The sequence below is a fragment of the Bacillus sp. N1(2025) genome (assembly GCF_053470005.1).
The window spans coordinates 129,375-145,500 of record NZ_JBLTJB010000001.1; the positions used below are offsets into that span (position 1 = coordinate 129,375).

Consider the following 16,126-nt stretch of genomic DNA (forward strand, 5'->3'; position numbering starts at 1 on the left):
TTTTTTATGATAAAAATGATCGTTTTACTTTTTCCCAGAAAGAGTTGTCTTTCAGTTTCACCGTTTTGATTTTTTTATCGGATAGTCTAATCTCAACCTTTTTGACATTCCGCGTGCTGAGCGCTTCATTATCAAGCCCGATAATCGGATGCTCATTGCCGTCTTGCACCACCTGCAGTGTCAGCTTCCGGTCTGAGCTTAAAATAAACGGAGATCAGAGTGTACGGTATGTGTTGTTGTTCAACGACGCCAGTTCGGATACCTGCATGCAGGAAATCAAAGGATCAACAACGGCGCCTGAAACAGATTTATTGTAGGCGGTGCTGCCCGTCGGGGTGGAAATGATCATCCCGTCTCCTCTGAACGTCTCAAAATGAAGATCATCAATTAACACATCCATCACAAACGTTTTAATAATGCTTGAACGGATGGAAACCTCGTTTAAACAGTGAAAATGATTGCTGTCGTCCACCGTTACGTGAATGAGCGGGTATTTTCTGACCTCAAGCTGTTCCGCGGTCATGCTGGCCGCCATTTTTTCAGGCTCATCGCTGTGAAAATCACAGTACAAATGGGCTTTCCCTTTCTTAGCGATGCCGACATACAGGCAGTCATCACGGAATCCGGTTTTTCTGACGGCTTGCAGAAATGAGCCGTCGCTGCCGATGCTGGCGATAATTCCGGCATCCTCCGGTTGAGCCGCAACTGTAAAACCGTGCGATTCAGCAAGCTGCTTCAAAGAGCTGACTTGTTCTTTTGTTTCGTTGTTTTGTTTGTGAAAAAAATAAACATTGCGGCGAAGATCGGTCATATCCCCATTCCCCTTTGCTGTCATATTTACGTTTTTCTCCCAGCAGGTATTGTGTTAAAATACCTGTGGCAATAGTGTAACATGTTTCCTGTTTATCCGTTAAGGGAAAGCGCTTCATGAAAAAAATGAATCTTTTTTTACGGGGGAACGTACGAATATTGACAGAAAAGGAGGAGAACAAATGAATGCAAAAAGATGGATTGCGCTCGTCATCGCGCTCGGCATTTTCGGCGTATCAGTCATTGCAAGTGTGACCGTCGGGGTGCTGAAGAATATCGGAGATACAGGGTCTGACTTTGCATCACTGACAGATGACACAGAGGAAGTGACGCTGGATAAGGGCAGCCCCGGCAGTAAAATCGCCGTGCTTGAAGTGGACGGCACGATTGAGGATAACGGTGGGTCCGCTGGCCTGCTCAGCTCAGGCGGGTATGATCACAGATCATTTTTAAAACAGGTTGAGCGTGCGAAAGAAGACAAAAGCGTCAAAGGAATTGTGCTGAAAATCAATTCCCCTGGCGGAGGCGTGTACGAAAGCGCGGAAATACATAAAAAACTGGAAGAACTAAAGAAAGAAACGAAGAAACCGATTTATGTATCCATGGGCTCCATGGCGGCATCGGGAGGCTACTATATTTCAACGGCCGCCGATAAAATCTATGCTTCACCGGAAACGCTCACGGGTTCACTGGGCGTCATTATGGAAAGCGTCAATTATTCCAAGCTCGCCGATGAACTCGGCATCAAGTTTGAAACCATTAAAAGCGGCGCGCATAAAGACATCATGTCCCCGACCCGCGACATGACGAAGGAAGAAAGAAAGATCATGCAGACAATGGTCAACGATTCTTATGAAGGATTTGTCAATGTCATTTCAAAAGGCCGGCACATGTCAAAAGCGGATGTGAAAAAAATTGCCGACGGCCGTGTTTACGACGGCAGACAAGCGAAAAAAATCGGCCTCGTTGATGAGCTCGGTTTTTACGATGACACGATCAGCGCGATGAAAAAGGACCATAAAAATATGAAAAACGCTTCAGTCATCACATACGAGGAAGGATTCGGATTAGGCTCGCTCTTTTCCATGAGCGCAGCGAAAATGTTTAAAAGCGAAATTGATTTTCTGAATATGAAAGAACTCATTTCGCAATCCGGTTCGCCGCGGATGATGTATCTCTATGCAAAGTAGGGGGGAAGAAAGAATGGACGCGACTTACGAAGGCTTTCACGGCAAAGAAGAGGAAGCTGAACAACAGAGGGCGCCCGAGCAGGCATATGCGGGCTTTTGGATCAGGTTTTGGGCGTTTCTTCTTGATTGGCTGGTGGTCTGGGGGCTAAACCATCTCATCGTTTCACCGATTTTCACGCTGATGAAGCTCCCGGCAACAAGCGGAATGTTTACAATCTCAGCTTATTCCGTCACAACCCTGATCGTCTACCTCGCCTATTTTGTGTTCATGACGAAATGGTTTCATCAGACACTCGGCAAGATGGTCTTCGGGTTAAAGGTCACTTCTTTGACGCCCGGAAAGCCGCTGACTTGGAGCACCGTCATTTTCAGAGAAGCGGTGGGGCGTTATATCGATAAAATCTGGATTCTCTATATCGTCATTGCGTTTACGCCCAAAAAGCAGGGCATTCATGATCTGATCGCCGACACAACGGTGATTCACGAAGCGCTGTACCGCAAATAAAAGCAGTAAACCCGGAATAAACGTCCGGGTTTATTTTTTTTTGTTTTGGCGATAATGCTGCTAAGGAAGTGAAGCTTATGGGATATGCCGCAGCAGCTGTTATTCTCATTCTCATTTTGTTCTGGCTGCTCATGAGGATGAAAATCCACCTGACTTTCGAATATCTTCACGATAAAGATAACGACAAACTGACGTTTAAACTCTCGGCCTTATACGGGCTGGTCCGTTTTAAAAAAACGCTGCCCGTCATTAAAGTAAACAGCGAAGACGCGTCAATTGATGTCAAACAGGACACGAAATCAGAAATGAAAGGTCAGAAAAAAGAGAAGAAAAAAATCACATATGAAGATGTCAAACAGAGCATTCACAGAATAGAAATGATTCTGCACCAAGTCTTTCAGATGCGCCAAATCGGCGCCTCATTTCTTGCGGGAGTCCGTGTTACGAAGTTCGAATGGGTGACGGTTATCGGAATAAAGGACGCCGCCGTTACGGGAATCGCCGCCGGCGGATTGTGGGCCGTAAAGGGAGGCCTTACGGCGATGCTGTATGATCATCTGCGTTTCATACATAAACCGGTGTGCGAAGTCATTCCGTCTTTTCAAGTGCCTGCATCCAAGACGCATTTGCAGTGTATATTCTTTTTTCGTTTTGGACATCTTATAGGTGCAGCTTTCAAATTGCTCAAATACGGGCGGAACGGACTTTCTATCATACGAAAGAAACAGCCGGTTCCGGTTGCTTCAAAGAATGATTCATCAGTTTAAGGAGGAGCGCATATGGCAGACCATCCCATTCAAGGTTTAATGAAAACCGCTATGGAAAATTTAAAAGAAATGATTGACGTGAATACAATCATCGGCGATCCTGTTGAAACGCCTGACGGCAGCGTAATCTTAACGGTTTCAAAGGTCGGATTCGGATTTGCGGCGGGCGGAAGCGAGTTTGGAGGAAAGCCGGCTGAAAAAAGAACCGATGATGATGAAAGAAAAGAGCAGAAGCTCCCGTTCGGCGGCGGAAGCGGCGGCGGAGTATCCATTACGCCGATTGCGTTTCTGATTGTCGGAACAAACGGCGTGCGTATGCTTCATTTGGACGAAAACACCCATCTGATTGATAAACTGTTAGACTCCGCGCCTCAAACGATTGAACGCATCCAGCATATGTTTAAAAAGAATGAAAAAGGCCGGAACCAAAAAAGAACGGATATCGATTTATAACAGAAAAGTTAACTGCCGCCCGCAGTTAGCTTTTTTTACGATGCGGCATAACCTTTGCAGTTTGCATAAAACTCGACTATGATAGAGCTATACATAGATAAAGGGAGGAATCAGAATGGCTGAAATTACATTTAAAGGCGGAGCCGTGACGCTGATCGGACAAGAAGTGAAACCGGGTGACCAAGCTCCTGACTTCACGGTTTTGACAAACGGATTAGAAGAGAAGACATTAGCAGATATGAAAGGGAAAGTAACGATCATATCCGTTATTCCTTCCATTGACACAGGCGTATGTGACGCGCAGACACGCCGCTTCAACGAAGAAGCCGCAAAACTCGGTGATGTGAACGTTTATACAATCAGCGCCGACCTTCCGTTTGCACAAGCGCGCTGGTGCGGAGCGAACGGAATTGATAAAGTTGAAACGTTATCGGATCATAAAGAGATGTCATTTGGTGAAGCATTCGGTGTTCACATCAAAGAACTTCGTCTTTTGGCGCGTTCCGTATTCGTCCTTGATCAGGACGGAAAAGTCGTTTACGCGGAATACGTAAGCGAAGCGACAAACCACCCGAATTATGAAAAGCCTATCGAAGCTGCAAAAGCGTTAATCAAGTAAAGAGAGAAAAAGAGCTCCGGGTGCTGCCGCGGAGCTCTTTTCATGGCAAGGAGGAAACAGCATGCAACACGACCATGTCGGTCAGATTTATGAACTTTTAGATGAAGCCGCCCAAGTGATAGCAGAAGGCCTTCAGATTTCTTATATTGAGGGGCTTGCGGAAGCGGGAGAAATGTATTTTCTTGAAAAGGCCGACCAGCTTCCGCTTCAGGAAAAGCAAACCGGCGAGCTTAACAGCCTGCTCGCGAAAGCAGACTTCCGAAAATGGGAGCATGAATGGATCCGCAAGGCGTTCCAGCTCGCCATTTTAAAAGGGCTCAAAGATAAGTCCCATCCGAACAGACAGATGACGCCTGATACGATCGGCCTTTTCATCAGTTACCTCGTGAATAAATTTACGGGCGGCCGAAAAGGCCTGACATTGCTGGACCCCGCCTGCGGCACCGGAAATCTTCTGCTGACCGCGGCAAACCAGCTTTCTGACAAAGCGGGAAAAAGTTTCGGCATTGAAATCGACGATGTCCTTCTGAAGATCGCATATGCGCAGGCGAATCTGCAGGAAAAAGAAATGGAGCTGTTCTGCCAGGACAGTCTTCAGCCGTTATTTATCGAACCGGCCGATGCGGTCATCTGCGATTTGCCGGTCGGCTACTATCCGAATGACGAAGGCGCTGAAGCGTATGAGCTGAAAGCGGATGAAGGCCACTCATTTGCCCACCACTTATTTATTGAGCAGAGCGTCAAACATACAAAACCGGACGGATACTTATTTTTTATGATTCCGAACCATCTGTTTGACAGCGCGCAAAGCGATAAACTGAAGCGGTTTTTTGCGGAAAAAGTGTATATCAACGCCCTTCTTCAGCTGCCGGCTACTATGTTTAAAGACGAAGCGCAGGCAAAGAGCATTTTAATCTTGCAGAAAAAAGGCGAAGACGCAATGCCGCCGAAACAAGCGCTTTTGGCGAATCTTCCTTCCTTTGCGAACCAGCAGGCGATGCGGGAGATGATGGCAAAATTGGATCAATGGATTCAAAAAGAAAAATAATGGCGAAAAAGCAGTGTGAGATGCAAAATCCCGCGCTGCTTTTGCTTTTTAAAATGAATGGAAATCAGGACGATAACACAAATTAAGGAAAGAAAATAACATTCCGTAAGGCGGTACCGTCCATTTGGCACAAATAAAATTTATCAGAAAATATCGACTTCATATTGTAAGCGGTACCAATGTGGATGTTGACTTGAAATGCTGAGTTGACAATGTTTAAATGGAAAAGTCAGATATTTTTTGGACTGCAATTATGGTCTGGGAAAAAAGAACGAACAAACGAAGAAGAATTTTGATAGGAGCGTCATTTATGTCTAAAATTATTGCAATTAACGCAGGAAGCTCATCTTTAAAATTTCAGTTATTCGAAATGCCTTCAGAAAAGGTGCTAACAAAAGGTTTAGTAGAACGGATCGGTATCGCCGACAGCGTTTTCACAATCTCTGTTAACGGCGAAAAAAATACAGAAGTGACAGATATTCCGGATCATGCGGTTGCGGTGAAGATGCTGCTTCACAAGCTGACTGAATTCGGTATTATAAAGGATTTAAATGAAATTGACGGAATCGGCCACCGTGTGGTTCACGGCGGAGAAAAATTCAGCGATTCTGTTTTGCTTACGGATGAAACAATCCGTGAGATTGAAGAGATTTCAGAACTTGCGCCGCTTCACAACCCGGCTAACATCGTCGGCATTAAAGCCTTTAAAGAAGTGCTTCCGAATGTGCCTGCGGTTGCAGTGTTTGATACGGCGTTCCACCAAACGATGCCTGAACAATCTTACCTGTACAGCCTACCGTACGAATACTACGAGAAATACGGCATCCGCAAATACGGTTTCCACGGCACTTCTCATAAATACGTGACACAGCGCGCAGCTGAGCTTCTCGGCCGCCCGCTTGAAGATTTGCGTCTGATTTCCTGCCACCTCGGTAACGGCGCAAGTATCGCGGCCGTAGAAGGCGGAAAATCCATTGATACGTCAATGGGCTTCACACCGCTTGCGGGTGTCGCGATGGGAACACGTTCAGGAAACATCGACCCTGCATTGATTCCGTACATTATGGAAAAAACGGATCAGACGGCAGATGAAGTATTAAATACGTTAAATAAAAAGAGCGGACTGCTTGGCGTATCCGGTTTCTCCAGCGACCTCCGCGATATCGTGGAAGCTTCAAAAGAAGGAAACGAAAGAGCGGAAACGGCTCTTGAAGTGTTCGCGAGCAGAATCCATAAATACATCGGTTCTTATGCTGCGAGAATGAGCGGCGTTGACGCGATTATTTTCACTGCGGGTATCGGTGAAAACAGCGTTGAAGTCAGAGAACGCGTGCTTCGCGGCTTAGAATTCATGGGTGTATATTGGGATCCTGCGCTGAACAACGTGCGCGGCGAGGAAGCGTTTATCAGCTACCCTCACTCTCCTGTCAAAGTCATGATCATTCCGACTGACGAAGAGGTCATGATCGCACGCGACGTTGTCCGCCTTGCACAGTAATGATCGAAAAAAGCACATCCTTTAGGGTGTGCTTTTTTATTGAATGCCCCAGAATCAAACGTTACGATATGTTTATTACATAAACGATGAGGTGAAGCAATGAGTGTGCATGAACATAAACAAGAAGCCCCGTCAGCGGTGCGCTGCAAGGTGATTACAGTCAGCGACACGAGAACGAAAGAAACCGACAAAAGCGGGCGCGTCATGATGGACTTCCTCAGGGAAGCGGGATTTGAAACGGTCGCTTATGACATTGTTAAAGATGAAAAAGATGAATTGCAGAAAGCCGTTTTATCCGGCTGTATGGATGAATATACAGATGCGGTGCTGTTAAACGGAGGGACGGGCATTGCCGAAAGGGATGTCACAATTGAAGCGGTCACGCCGCTGTTTTCAAAAGAACTCCCGGGATTCGGCGAGCTGTTCCGCATGCTGAGCTATACGGAGGACATCGGTTCCGCCGCCATTTTGTCCAGAGCGGCAGCGGGTGTGATCCAAAATACCGCAGTCTTCTGCACGCCCGGCTCCTCAGGCGCCGTAAAGCTTGCGATGAGTAAACTGATTATTCCTGAACTGCCCCATGTGCTCCGGGAAATCCGAAAAGATTTATAAATGTATAAAAAGGCTCTGCTCCGCTCAAAAAATTGGGTGGGGTTTTTTTTATAAAAGGCTTGAAAAAACAGAATTTACTTGTTACAGTGTATACATACAAAATGCATTTTTATTAATTAAAACTAATTTTTATACAAAGGGAGCTTTTAACATGGCAGAACAAAAAAAGGTTGTATTGGCATACTCAGGAGGTCTTGATACTTCTGTAGCGATAAAATGGCTGCAAGAACAGGGATACGATGTTGTTGCCTGCTGCTTAGATGTAGGGGAAGGAAAGGATTTGGCATTCGTTCAGCAAAAAGCGCTGGAAGTAGGCGCCGTAAATTCCTATGTGATTGATGCGAAAGAAGAATTCGCCCGGGAGTACGCGCTTATTTCTATGCAGGCCCATACAATGTATGAAGGCAAGTATCCGCTCGTATCTGCATTATCCCGTCCGTTAATCGCGAAAAAACTCGTTGAAGTCGCGGAAAAGGAAAACGCGGTGGCCGTAGCGCACGGCTGCACGGGAAAAGGCAACGATCAGGTTCGTTTCGAAGTATCCATTAAATCATTAAATCCTGATCTGGAGGTCATTGCTCCGGTCCGTGAGTGGCAATGGTCGCGTGAAGAAGAAATTGAATATGCCGCAAGCCGGGGCATTCCGATTCCGATCAATCTTGACAGCCCTTATTCCATTGATCAGAACCTATGGGGACGCGCCAATGAATGCGGTATATTAGAAGACCCGTGGGCGGCGCCGCCTGAAGGGGCATATGACCTGACAGCATCTCTTGAAAACACGCCGGACGTTCCGGAAATCATCGAAATCGCATTTGAAGCCGGTGTTCCGGTTTCAATCGACGGCGTAACCTACCCGCTCGCTGATTTAATTCTCAAGCTGAACGAGACTGCCGGAAAACACGGCATCGGCCGGATTGACCATGTGGAAAACCGCCTGGTCGGCATTAAGTCCCGTGAGGTTTATGAGTGCCCGGGCGCGATGACTTTGATTACGGCTCACAAAGAGCTTGAGGACCTGACTTTAGTGAAAGAAGTGGCCCATTTCAAACCGGCAATTGAACAAAAACTGTCTGAAATCATCTATAACGGTTTATGGTTCTCGCCGTTAAAAGACGCGCTGCTTGCATTCTTGAAAGAAACTCAAAAACACGTCACCGGCGTCGTGCGCGTCAAGCTGTTTAAAGGCCATGCCATTGTAGAAGGGCGTAAGTCGGAATATTCACTCTACGATGAAAAACTTGCGACATATACAAAAGACGATGCTTTTGACCATCACGCGGCAATCGGTTTCATTGAGCTTTGGGGGCTGCCGACAAAAGTAAACAGCATTGTGAAAAAGAAGGAGCAGATTGAAGCATGAAGAAGCTTTGGGGAGGCCGTTTTCAAAAAACACCGGAAAAGTGGGTCGATGAGTTCGGCGCATCCATCACATTCGACCAAAACTTAGTCAAAGAGGATATTACAGGGTCTCTCGCTCATGCGGCAATGCTGAAAAAATGCGGCATTCTGACGGAAGAAGAAGAAGGCGCCATCCGACAGGGGCTGCAGACCCTCCTGCAAAAAGCAGAGGAAGGGACGCTTGAATTCTCTGTTGATTATGAAGATATCCATTTGAATATTGAAAAAATGCTGATCGAAGAAATCGGACCGCTAGGCGGCAAGCTGCATACCGGCAGAAGCCGGAATGACCAGGTGGCGACCGACATGCATTTGTATTTGAAAGATCATGTCTCACATATCATCGTGCTGATTGAACAGTTCCAAAAAGCGCTGATCGAAAAAGCGGAGGCCAATGTCGAGACCATTCTGCCGGGGTACACCCATTTACAGCGGGCTCAGCCGATTTCTTTCGCCCACCATCTGCTTGCTTATTTTTGGATGCTTGAACGGGATAAAGAGCGTTTTCGCGACGCTATGAAGCGGATTAACATATCGCCGCTCGGATGCGGGGCGCTTGCCGGAACCACGTTTCCGATAGACCGTAACTATTCGGCGGAGCTGCTCGGTTTTGACTCCATTTATGAGAACAGTCTTGACGGAGTCAGTGACAGAGATTTTATTCTCGAGTTTTTAAGCGGCAGCAGCATGCTGATGATGCACCTTTCACGTTTATCAGAAGAAATCATTCTATGGTGCTCGCAGGAATTCAGATTCATTGAACTGGATGATACGTATGCGACGGGAAGCAGCATGATGCCGCAGAAGAAAAACCCCGACATGGCGGAGCTGATCCGCGGTAAAACCGGACGCGTATACGGTGATATGATGGGGCTTTTCACGATTATGAAAGGGCTCCCGCTCGCTTACAACAAAGACCTGCAGGAAGATAAAGAAGGCATGTTTGACACGGTGAAAACCGTTGAAGGAAGCCTTCAGATTTTCACGGGCATGATTGAAACGATGAAAGTAAACAAAGACATCATGAAACAAGCGACAAAACAAGATTTTTCAAATGCGACGGAACTTGCCGATTATTTAGCTAAAAAAGGCATGCCGTTCAGAGAAGCGCATGAAGTGGTCGGCAAGCTTGTGTACAGCTGCATTGAAAAAGGAATCTATTTAAGTGATATGGCATTTGAAGAATTCCTTCAAGCCAGCAGTCTCTTTGAAGAAGATATCTATACCGTGCTCGATCCGCATCATGCGGTTGAAAAAAGAATGAGCGCCGGCGGAACGGGTTTTCAGCAGGTAGAACAGGCGCTCGTAAAAGCAAAAGCCTGCGCCGGCATTTAATTTGCTGAAATTTCCTTCATATTTTCCCGTCATATCAGACACCCTACATCTATAAAGATGGGAGGTAGAAGGAATGCGCAAAGAACAAGACCGTTACATCTATGATGAAAAAGAAAGTGAAGAAACGGCCAGGCTCATCTCAGAGGCATACGAAAGCGGTTATGTCGGCATGGAGGAAGCCTCTGCTCCTTCAGAAAATTAAGCTGTCTGTAAAGACGGCTTTTTTTTCGTGCGGACGAAGTGCAAAAAAGTGATATTGCCGTTTGTTTATAGTAAAGTAGAGGGAGAAACGTCTTGATTTTATTGAAGCGGCAACGTTGCCTGGGGAGGGTATTCAATGTGCGACATGCTCTAATCACTGCCGGTACAAAGGGATTGGGCCGAAAAGTGACTGAAATGCTTCTGGAAAAAGGCTTTTCTGTCACAGTGAATTACAGACAAGACGAAGAAGCGGTCGCCTGTCTGAAGGCGGATTATCCCGGGTGCCATGACAGATTGCAATTCGTTAAGGGCGATGTAACCCGGAAAGAAGATCTCATTCGGATCGCCGATGCAGCCCTTCAGCGGTTTGGAAGGATTGACATACTGATTAACAATGCCGGGCCGTACATATTTGAGCGCAAAAAGCTAGCCGATTACTCCGATGACGAATGGTATGACATGCTTGAAGGGAATTTAAGCGCCGTTTTCCATCTGTTTAAAGCGGTTATCCCGGTCATGAGACAGCAGCGGTTCGGCCGGATTATTACATACGGTTTTCAAGGAGCGGACCATGCCCCCGGCTGGCTTCACCGTTCCGCTTTCGGAGCGGCTAAAGTCGGATTGGCTTCGTTAACGAAAACCATTGCGATTGAAGAAGCCGAATCAGGCATTACGGCCAATATGGTCTGCCCGGGTGATATTGTAGGAGATATGAAAGAAGCGTCTATAGAGGAAGCAAGACGGAAAATCGGCAAAGAAAAGACGCCGATCGGCAGGTCCGGAACCGGAGAGGATATTGCGAGAATCATCGCCTTTTTATGTGAGGAAGATTCCGATCTTGTAACCGGAACGGTCATTGAAGCAACAGGCGGGCTGAATGTGATTAACAGGCATCAATCCCTGTAAGTTTTTTCGTTTGTCAAAAAGGGAACTTGATAAATATTAATTTTTTATGAGGTGAAAACGATGAAAGTGACTTATCACGGACATTCTGTTATTCAAGTGGAAACGAAAACCCATAACATTATTTTTGATCCGTTTCTGACCGGAAACAGTCTGACAAATTTGAAACCGGAAGAAGTGAAAGCGGATGTCATCCTGCTTACTCACGGACACAATGACCATGTCGGAGATACAGAGCAGATCGCTAAACAAAACGATGCGCTCGTCATTGCGCCGAACGAGCTGGCCGTTTATCTCGGCTTTAAAGGTTTAAACGTCCACCCGATGCATATCGGCGGGGCGCGCCAATTTGATTTCGGCAAAGTGAAACTGACACAGGCATTCCACGGATCGGCGGTCACTGATGAAGAAAACAAAACCATTACGTACACGGGGATGCCGGCCGGGATTTTATTGACGATTGACGGCAAAACGATTTTCCACGCCGGAGACACGGCGCTGTTCTCAGATATGAAACTGATCGGGGAACTGAATCACATTGACCTGGCGTTTCTGCCGATCGGTGATAACTTCACCATGGGCCCTGAAGACGCAAAACTCGCGGCTGAATGGCTGAGAGCGAAACAGGTCGTTCCCGTCCATTACAATACATTTCCTGTCATTGAACAGGACCCTGACGCTTTCGCCGAAAGTCTGCCCGGAGGCGTCGGCAAAGTCATGGCGGCCGGCGAGACCATTGAGCTTGCCTGACATATGTGTCAAAGACCTTCTGAATCAAGCATTCAGAAGGTCTTTTTGTGATGCCGCCTTTTTTCGGGCGTCTCATTGCGAATGAATCCCCCGTACCCTTATAATAAAAGCAGAAGACTGTCCTTAGAGGTGAAACGCTTGGCAACAAAGCATGAACAAATCCTATCATACATAGATTCGCTTCCTGTCGGTGAAAAAATTTCGGTCAGAAGAATTGCGAAAGAAATGAAAGTCAGTGAAGGAACGGCTTACAGAGCCATTAAGGAAGCCGAAAACAAAGGATTCGTTTCCACTATTGAACGTGTGGGGACCATCCGGATTGAACAGAAGAAAAAAGAAAATATTGAAAAGCTGACATACGCCGAGGTCGTCAATGTGATAGACGGCCAGGTGCTCGGCGGAAAAGCCGGTCTGCATAAAACGTTGAATAAGTTTGTGATCGGCGCGATGGAGCTTGACGCGATGATGCGTTACACAGCGGCGGGGAACCTGTTAATCGTCGGGAACCGAATCAACGCCCACCGCCAGGCGCTTGAGGCGGGCGCAGCTGTTTTGGTAACAGGAGGGTTTAACACCGACGACAGCATTATCGAGCTGGCTGATATGCTTGAGCTTCCGATTCTCTCCACGAGCTACGATACCTTTACGGTAGCCGCGATGATCAACCGGGCGATCTATGATCAGCTCATAAAAAAAGAGATTGTGCTCGTGGAAGACATTTTGACGCCCGCAGATCGGACAGTGACGCTGTCCCCTAAGGATAAGCTGGAGAAATGGTACGAAAAGAACTATGAAACCGGACACGGCCGCTTCCCGGTTATCGATCAGCAGATGAAAATCCACGGAATCCTCACATCGAAAGATATCGCGGGGCATGACCGGTCAGTTCCGATTGAAAAAGTAATGACCAAAAACCCTGTCACGGTGATCGGGAAAACATCTGTCGCCTCAGCGGCTCAAATGATGGTTTGGGAAGGAATTGAAGTGCTTCCGGTGACAGACGGGCATCACAAACTGATCGGAATGATCAGCCGCCAGGATGTCTTAAAAGCGCTTCAAATGGTTCAAAAGCAGCCTCAGGTCGGTGAAAAGCTGGATGATATTGTTTCAAGGGGATTTAAAGAAGAGGAAGATGACAAAACGCCGGCCGTTTATCAATATGAAGTCACGCCGCAAATGACCAATCAGCTCGGCACGATTTCTTACGGGGTGTTTACGACGATTTTAACCCAGGCCGCCAGCCGATTTTTACGCTCCCGCAAACGCGGCGAGCTGGTCATTGAAAGCATTACGATTTTCTTCCTGAAGCCCGTACAGATGGAGTCGGTCATTGAAGTGAAACCGCGCATTTTAGAGGCGGGCCGGAAATTCGGGAAAATGGAAGTGGAAGTGTCAAGCCAAAGCGGCATCGTTTCAAAAGCGATGCTCATGGTGCAGCTGATGGAGAGAAGTTAAGGGACGCACCCGGGTCCCTTTGCATTCATTATGCGTGGTCCCTCTCCGCTTCCTTTGCATGGATGGGCTCATAATGCTTATAGGCTCTATACCCGGCCCATGCGCTGCCTGCTCCGATTAAAATGAAGACGCCGCCGATGACCAGGGTCAGGACGGAGTGAAACAGAATCATTTGGTTTACTCCGTACAAAAGCACCAGCGCCCCTAATGCCATACTTGATTTAGCCGAAAAACATTCCTTCTCCAGCGCCCGTTTCGTCTGGATTCCTTTTACTTTGTAATACACGTAAAAGCAGGCAGAAAGCCCGATGAGAAAAACAAAAAACAGCATAAATGAAATCCTCCATTATATGAGTTTGCAAAACCGTTTATACCGTTACTGAAAGATTTTCCTTTTCCATGGATAAAGAGTATGATTAAATGAATAAAAACGAAAAGGAGAAAACGATGAAATCCGAACTGATCAGAACCATATCATTATATGACACCATTATCTTACATAGACATGTGAGGCCTGACCCGGACGCCTACGGTTCACAGTGCGGCCTTACGGAAATCCTGCGGGAAACGTATCCCGAAAAAAATATTTTTGCTGTCGGACAGCCTGAGCCGTCCTTGTCTTTTTTATATTCCCTCGATGAGGTGGATGACGAAACCTATAAAGATGCTCTTGTCATCGTGTGCGACACCGCAAACCAAGGCAGGGTCGACGATCAGCGCTACCATTCCGGCGCAAAGCTCATGAAAATAGACCACCATCCAAATGAAGATCCGTATGGCGATCTGTTATGGGTCGATACGAATGCAAGCTCCGTAAGCGAAATGATCTATGAGCTGTACCTGGAAGGAAAGCAGCACGGCTGGAAACTGAATACGAAAGCAGCTGAGCTGATCTACGCGGGTATCGTCGGTGATACGGGGCGCTTCTTATTCCCGAACACCACAAAAAAGACATTAAAATACGCGGGAGAGCTCATTGAGTTCCCATTTTCATCGTCAGAGCTGTTCAATCAATTGTATGAAACAAAATTAAATGTGGTGAAGCTTAACGGCTTTATTTATCAAAATGTGTCACTGTCTGAAAACGGCGTCGCTTCCGTTTTCATTAAAAAAGACATTTTGGAGACATATGGAACCACCGCTTCTGAAGCGTCGCAGCTTGTCGGAACACTCGGAAATATTTCGGGTATCCGCGCTTGGGTGTTTTTCGTAGAAGAAGACGATCAAATCAGAGTCCGGTTCCGTTCAAAAGGTCCGGTCATCAACGGAATTGCCCGGAAATACAATGGCGGCGGACATCCGCTTGCGGCCGGCGCATCCATCTTCAGCTGGGATGAAACCGATCAGATTCTTGCTGATCTGGAAGAGATATGTAACGAACACAAGTAGAGGGGAGACCCTCTTTCTTAGTGTTCATCTGTCACGGGGATGAACCAGCAGCCGAATTCAGTCAGGTCTTCGTAGACGCGGAGATTACAGATTTGGAGTTCTTTTTTTATGAGGGAAGCGAGTGTGTTTGTTTCTGCATATGCGGAATAGCCTTGTCTGATTCGGGCTGCATGATCTTTTGCCAAGCGTCGTTCACTAAAAACCTCCATTTTCCCTTCCTCCCTTCAGAATCATTGAAAATGTCTCATCTACAGTTTATAAAAAAGCGGAGAAAAAAGCGACAGATCTATGGAAAATTTTTAAAAATGACATAATTACGTCGCAAAAGAAATATGAATTTCGACAGACAATCTCGTATAAATCGTCAGTTCCTTTACTTCAGCTTTAAATTCCTTCTCATTTATGGTGTATATTTTGTTTTCGATCGTCCGTTTTAAAAGCTCCTTTGTTTTATACACGCTTTCAATATCCTTTGTGATGACTTCAGAAATATTATCTTTCACTTGTTCCTCAAATTTCATCTTGTCAGGCTGGGCGATTCTGTATTTTTCCCCATTGATCAGCTTCACATCAACACTTTGGATGAGCAGCCTTTGCTTATTATCCTCATTTAATTTATGAAGATCTTTCTGATAGATGGAGATTTGGTTTTTTAAATCCCGCGCGTGCTCCCGCTGCTTTTCAATTAACGTCACCTGTTCTTCCTGAAACGTTCCGTATGTAAACAGAAAGAACAGCCAGCTGACGATGGCTCCGCACATCATTCCCGCAAAAAAACGCTGCCATCCCGGTTTTTTATAATACTCGGGAATTCTCATGATGACATATTCTCCTGGGTCAGCCATGAAATAATCAGCCAGCCGGTCTGCGCGCCGCCCATTGCTGAAATAATTAAAAGAAGCTGTTTGAAGATGTCGCGCGTGTTACCTTCCCACAGCCCCCGCTCGAAACTGTATACCGCGTCAAATGTTCCCCCGATGGCCGCGACAAGCGCCCAGATCTTCAGCCTGTTCGCCAATTTTGTGATCGCCGTCAGCGGAGGCTCGCCTGATAAATAAGCTCCGAGTCCGCCGATCAGCGCGCCGCCGAGCAACACACCGAGGGCGATAAAATAACTGCTGATGAAATTCGCCATAAATCCGGCTTCCTGATCCATATATACACCACCTCACTTTTCTATCATATTGAGC

Annotated in this window: 19 protein-coding genes and 1 pseudogene; 15 read left to right on the top strand and 5 right to left on the bottom strand. The window is 46.6% G+C overall.

Annotated features, from left to right (window positions below):
- Window positions 1–4: 4 nt before the first annotated feature.
- Window positions 5–811: pseudogene (locus ACNFN4_RS00715) on the bottom strand (NAD kinase).
- Window positions 812–992: 181 nt separating this feature from the next.
- Here ACNFN4_RS00715 and sppA point away from each other — a divergent pair.
- From sppA to ACNFN4_RS00785, 14 genes are all read left to right on the top strand, one after another.
- The gene (gene sppA / locus ACNFN4_RS00720; protein WP_003152419.1) at window positions 993–2,000 is read left to right on the top strand and encodes a signal peptide peptidase SppA; all 1,008 of its coding nucleotides are present in this window, start codon (window positions 993–995) and stop codon (window positions 1,998–2,000) included.
- 13 nt (window positions 2,001–2,013) lie between these two features.
- Window positions 2,014–2,505 carry an RDD family protein gene (locus ACNFN4_RS00725; protein WP_007408048.1) on the top strand — a complete coding sequence of 164 codons (492 nt, stop codon included), beginning with the start codon at window positions 2,014–2,016 and terminating at the stop codon, window positions 2,503–2,505.
- Window positions 2,506–2,582: 77 nt separating this feature from the next.
- Window positions 2,583–3,272 carry a DUF2953 domain-containing protein gene (locus tag ACNFN4_RS00730; protein ID WP_025649721.1) on the top strand — a complete coding sequence of 230 codons (690 nt, stop codon included), beginning with the start codon at window positions 2,583–2,585 and terminating at the stop codon, window positions 3,270–3,272.
- 12 nt (window positions 3,273–3,284) lie between these two features.
- Window positions 3,285–3,725 carry a GerW family sporulation protein gene (ytfJ, locus tag ACNFN4_RS00735; protein ID WP_003152423.1) on the top strand — a complete coding sequence of 147 codons (441 nt, stop codon included), beginning with the start codon at window positions 3,285–3,287 and terminating at the stop codon, window positions 3,723–3,725.
- A gap of 115 nt (window positions 3,726–3,840) precedes the next feature.
- On the top strand, window positions 3,841–4,344 hold the full coding sequence (gene tpx / locus ACNFN4_RS00740) for a thiol peroxidase (RefSeq protein WP_007613091.1): 504 nt from the start codon (window positions 3,841–3,843) through the stop codon (window positions 4,342–4,344).
- Window positions 4,345–4,405: 61 nt separating this feature from the next.
- Complete coding sequence (locus ACNFN4_RS00745; protein ID WP_160182918.1) at window positions 4,406–5,392, top strand: class I SAM-dependent methyltransferase; 987 nt, start codon at window positions 4,406–4,408, stop codon at window positions 5,390–5,392.
- Between the two features lie 310 nt (window positions 5,393–5,702).
- On the top strand, window positions 5,703–6,890 hold the full coding sequence (locus ACNFN4_RS00750; protein ID WP_007408053.1) for an acetate kinase: 1,188 nt from the start codon (window positions 5,703–5,705) through the stop codon (window positions 6,888–6,890).
- Between the two features lie 99 nt (window positions 6,891–6,989).
- Window positions 6,990–7,502: a MogA/MoaB family molybdenum cofactor biosynthesis protein gene (locus ACNFN4_RS00755; RefSeq protein WP_007408054.1), complete on the top strand. Its 513-nt coding sequence runs from the start codon at window positions 6,990–6,992 to the stop codon at window positions 7,500–7,502.
- Between the two features lie 151 nt (window positions 7,503–7,653).
- On the top strand, window positions 7,654–8,865 hold the full coding sequence (locus ACNFN4_RS00760; RefSeq protein ID WP_003152428.1) for an argininosuccinate synthase: 1,212 nt from the start codon (window positions 7,654–7,656) through the stop codon (window positions 8,863–8,865).
- Complete coding sequence (gene argH / locus ACNFN4_RS00765) at window positions 8,862–10,238, top strand: argininosuccinate lyase (protein ID WP_003152429.1); 1,377 nt, start codon at window positions 8,862–8,864, stop codon at window positions 10,236–10,238. Before ACNFN4_RS00760 ends, argH begins: the two co-directional genes overlap by 4 nt.
- Window positions 10,239–10,311: 73 nt before the next feature.
- Window positions 10,312–10,440: a hypothetical protein gene (locus ACNFN4_RS00770; protein WP_007408056.1), complete on the top strand. Its 129-nt coding sequence runs from the start codon at window positions 10,312–10,314 to the stop codon at window positions 10,438–10,440.
- Window positions 10,441–10,577: 137 nt separating this feature from the next.
- Complete coding sequence (locus ACNFN4_RS00775) at window positions 10,578–11,345, top strand: SDR family oxidoreductase (RefSeq protein ID WP_095272590.1); 768 nt, start codon at window positions 10,578–10,580, stop codon at window positions 11,343–11,345.
- Window positions 11,346–11,405: 60 nt separating this feature from the next.
- Window positions 11,406–12,092, top strand: coding sequence for a metal-dependent hydrolase (locus ACNFN4_RS00780; protein WP_151296228.1), 687 nt, complete (start codon window positions 11,406–11,408; stop codon window positions 12,090–12,092).
- A 138-nt stretch (window positions 12,093–12,230) separates the two neighbouring features.
- Window positions 12,231–13,547, top strand: coding sequence for a CBS domain-containing protein (locus tag ACNFN4_RS00785; protein WP_007408058.1), 1,317 nt, complete (start codon window positions 12,231–12,233; stop codon window positions 13,545–13,547).
- 28 nt (window positions 13,548–13,575) lie between these two features.
- Here the strand turns inward: ACNFN4_RS00785 and ACNFN4_RS00790 are convergent, their stop codons facing one another.
- Window positions 13,576–13,878 carry a YtpI family protein gene (locus ACNFN4_RS00790; protein ID WP_448199938.1) on the bottom strand — a complete coding sequence of 101 codons (303 nt, stop codon included), beginning with the start codon at window positions 13,876–13,878 and terminating at the stop codon, window positions 13,576–13,578.
- A 116-nt stretch (window positions 13,879–13,994) separates the two neighbouring features.
- Between ACNFN4_RS00790 and ACNFN4_RS00795 the strand changes: the two genes are divergently transcribed.
- Complete coding sequence (locus ACNFN4_RS00795) at window positions 13,995–14,936, top strand: DHH family phosphoesterase (protein ID WP_014418624.1); 942 nt, start codon at window positions 13,995–13,997, stop codon at window positions 14,934–14,936.
- 17 nt (window positions 14,937–14,953) lie between these two features.
- On the opposite strand, the gene ACNFN4_RS00800 is transcribed toward ACNFN4_RS00795, so the two are convergent.
- The 3 genes from ACNFN4_RS00800 to ACNFN4_RS00810 form a co-directional block, all read right to left on the bottom strand.
- Entirely contained in the window at window positions 14,954–15,145 is a 192-nt protein-coding gene (locus tag ACNFN4_RS00800; protein ID WP_017418354.1) for a hypothetical protein, read from the bottom strand.
- 105 nt (window positions 15,146–15,250) lie between these two features.
- Window positions 15,251–15,754 (bottom strand): sporulation membrane protein YtrI, encoded by a 504-nt coding sequence (ytrI, locus tag ACNFN4_RS00805; protein ID WP_007408062.1) that lies wholly within the window; start codon window positions 15,752–15,754, stop codon window positions 15,251–15,253.
- Window positions 15,751–16,092 carry a YtrH family sporulation protein gene (locus ACNFN4_RS00810; RefSeq protein ID WP_017418353.1) on the bottom strand — a complete coding sequence of 114 codons (342 nt, stop codon included), beginning with the start codon at window positions 16,090–16,092 and terminating at the stop codon, window positions 15,751–15,753. The genes ytrI and ACNFN4_RS00810 overlap by 4 nt, the downstream gene beginning before the upstream one ends.
- Window positions 16,093–16,126 lie beyond the last annotated feature (34 nt).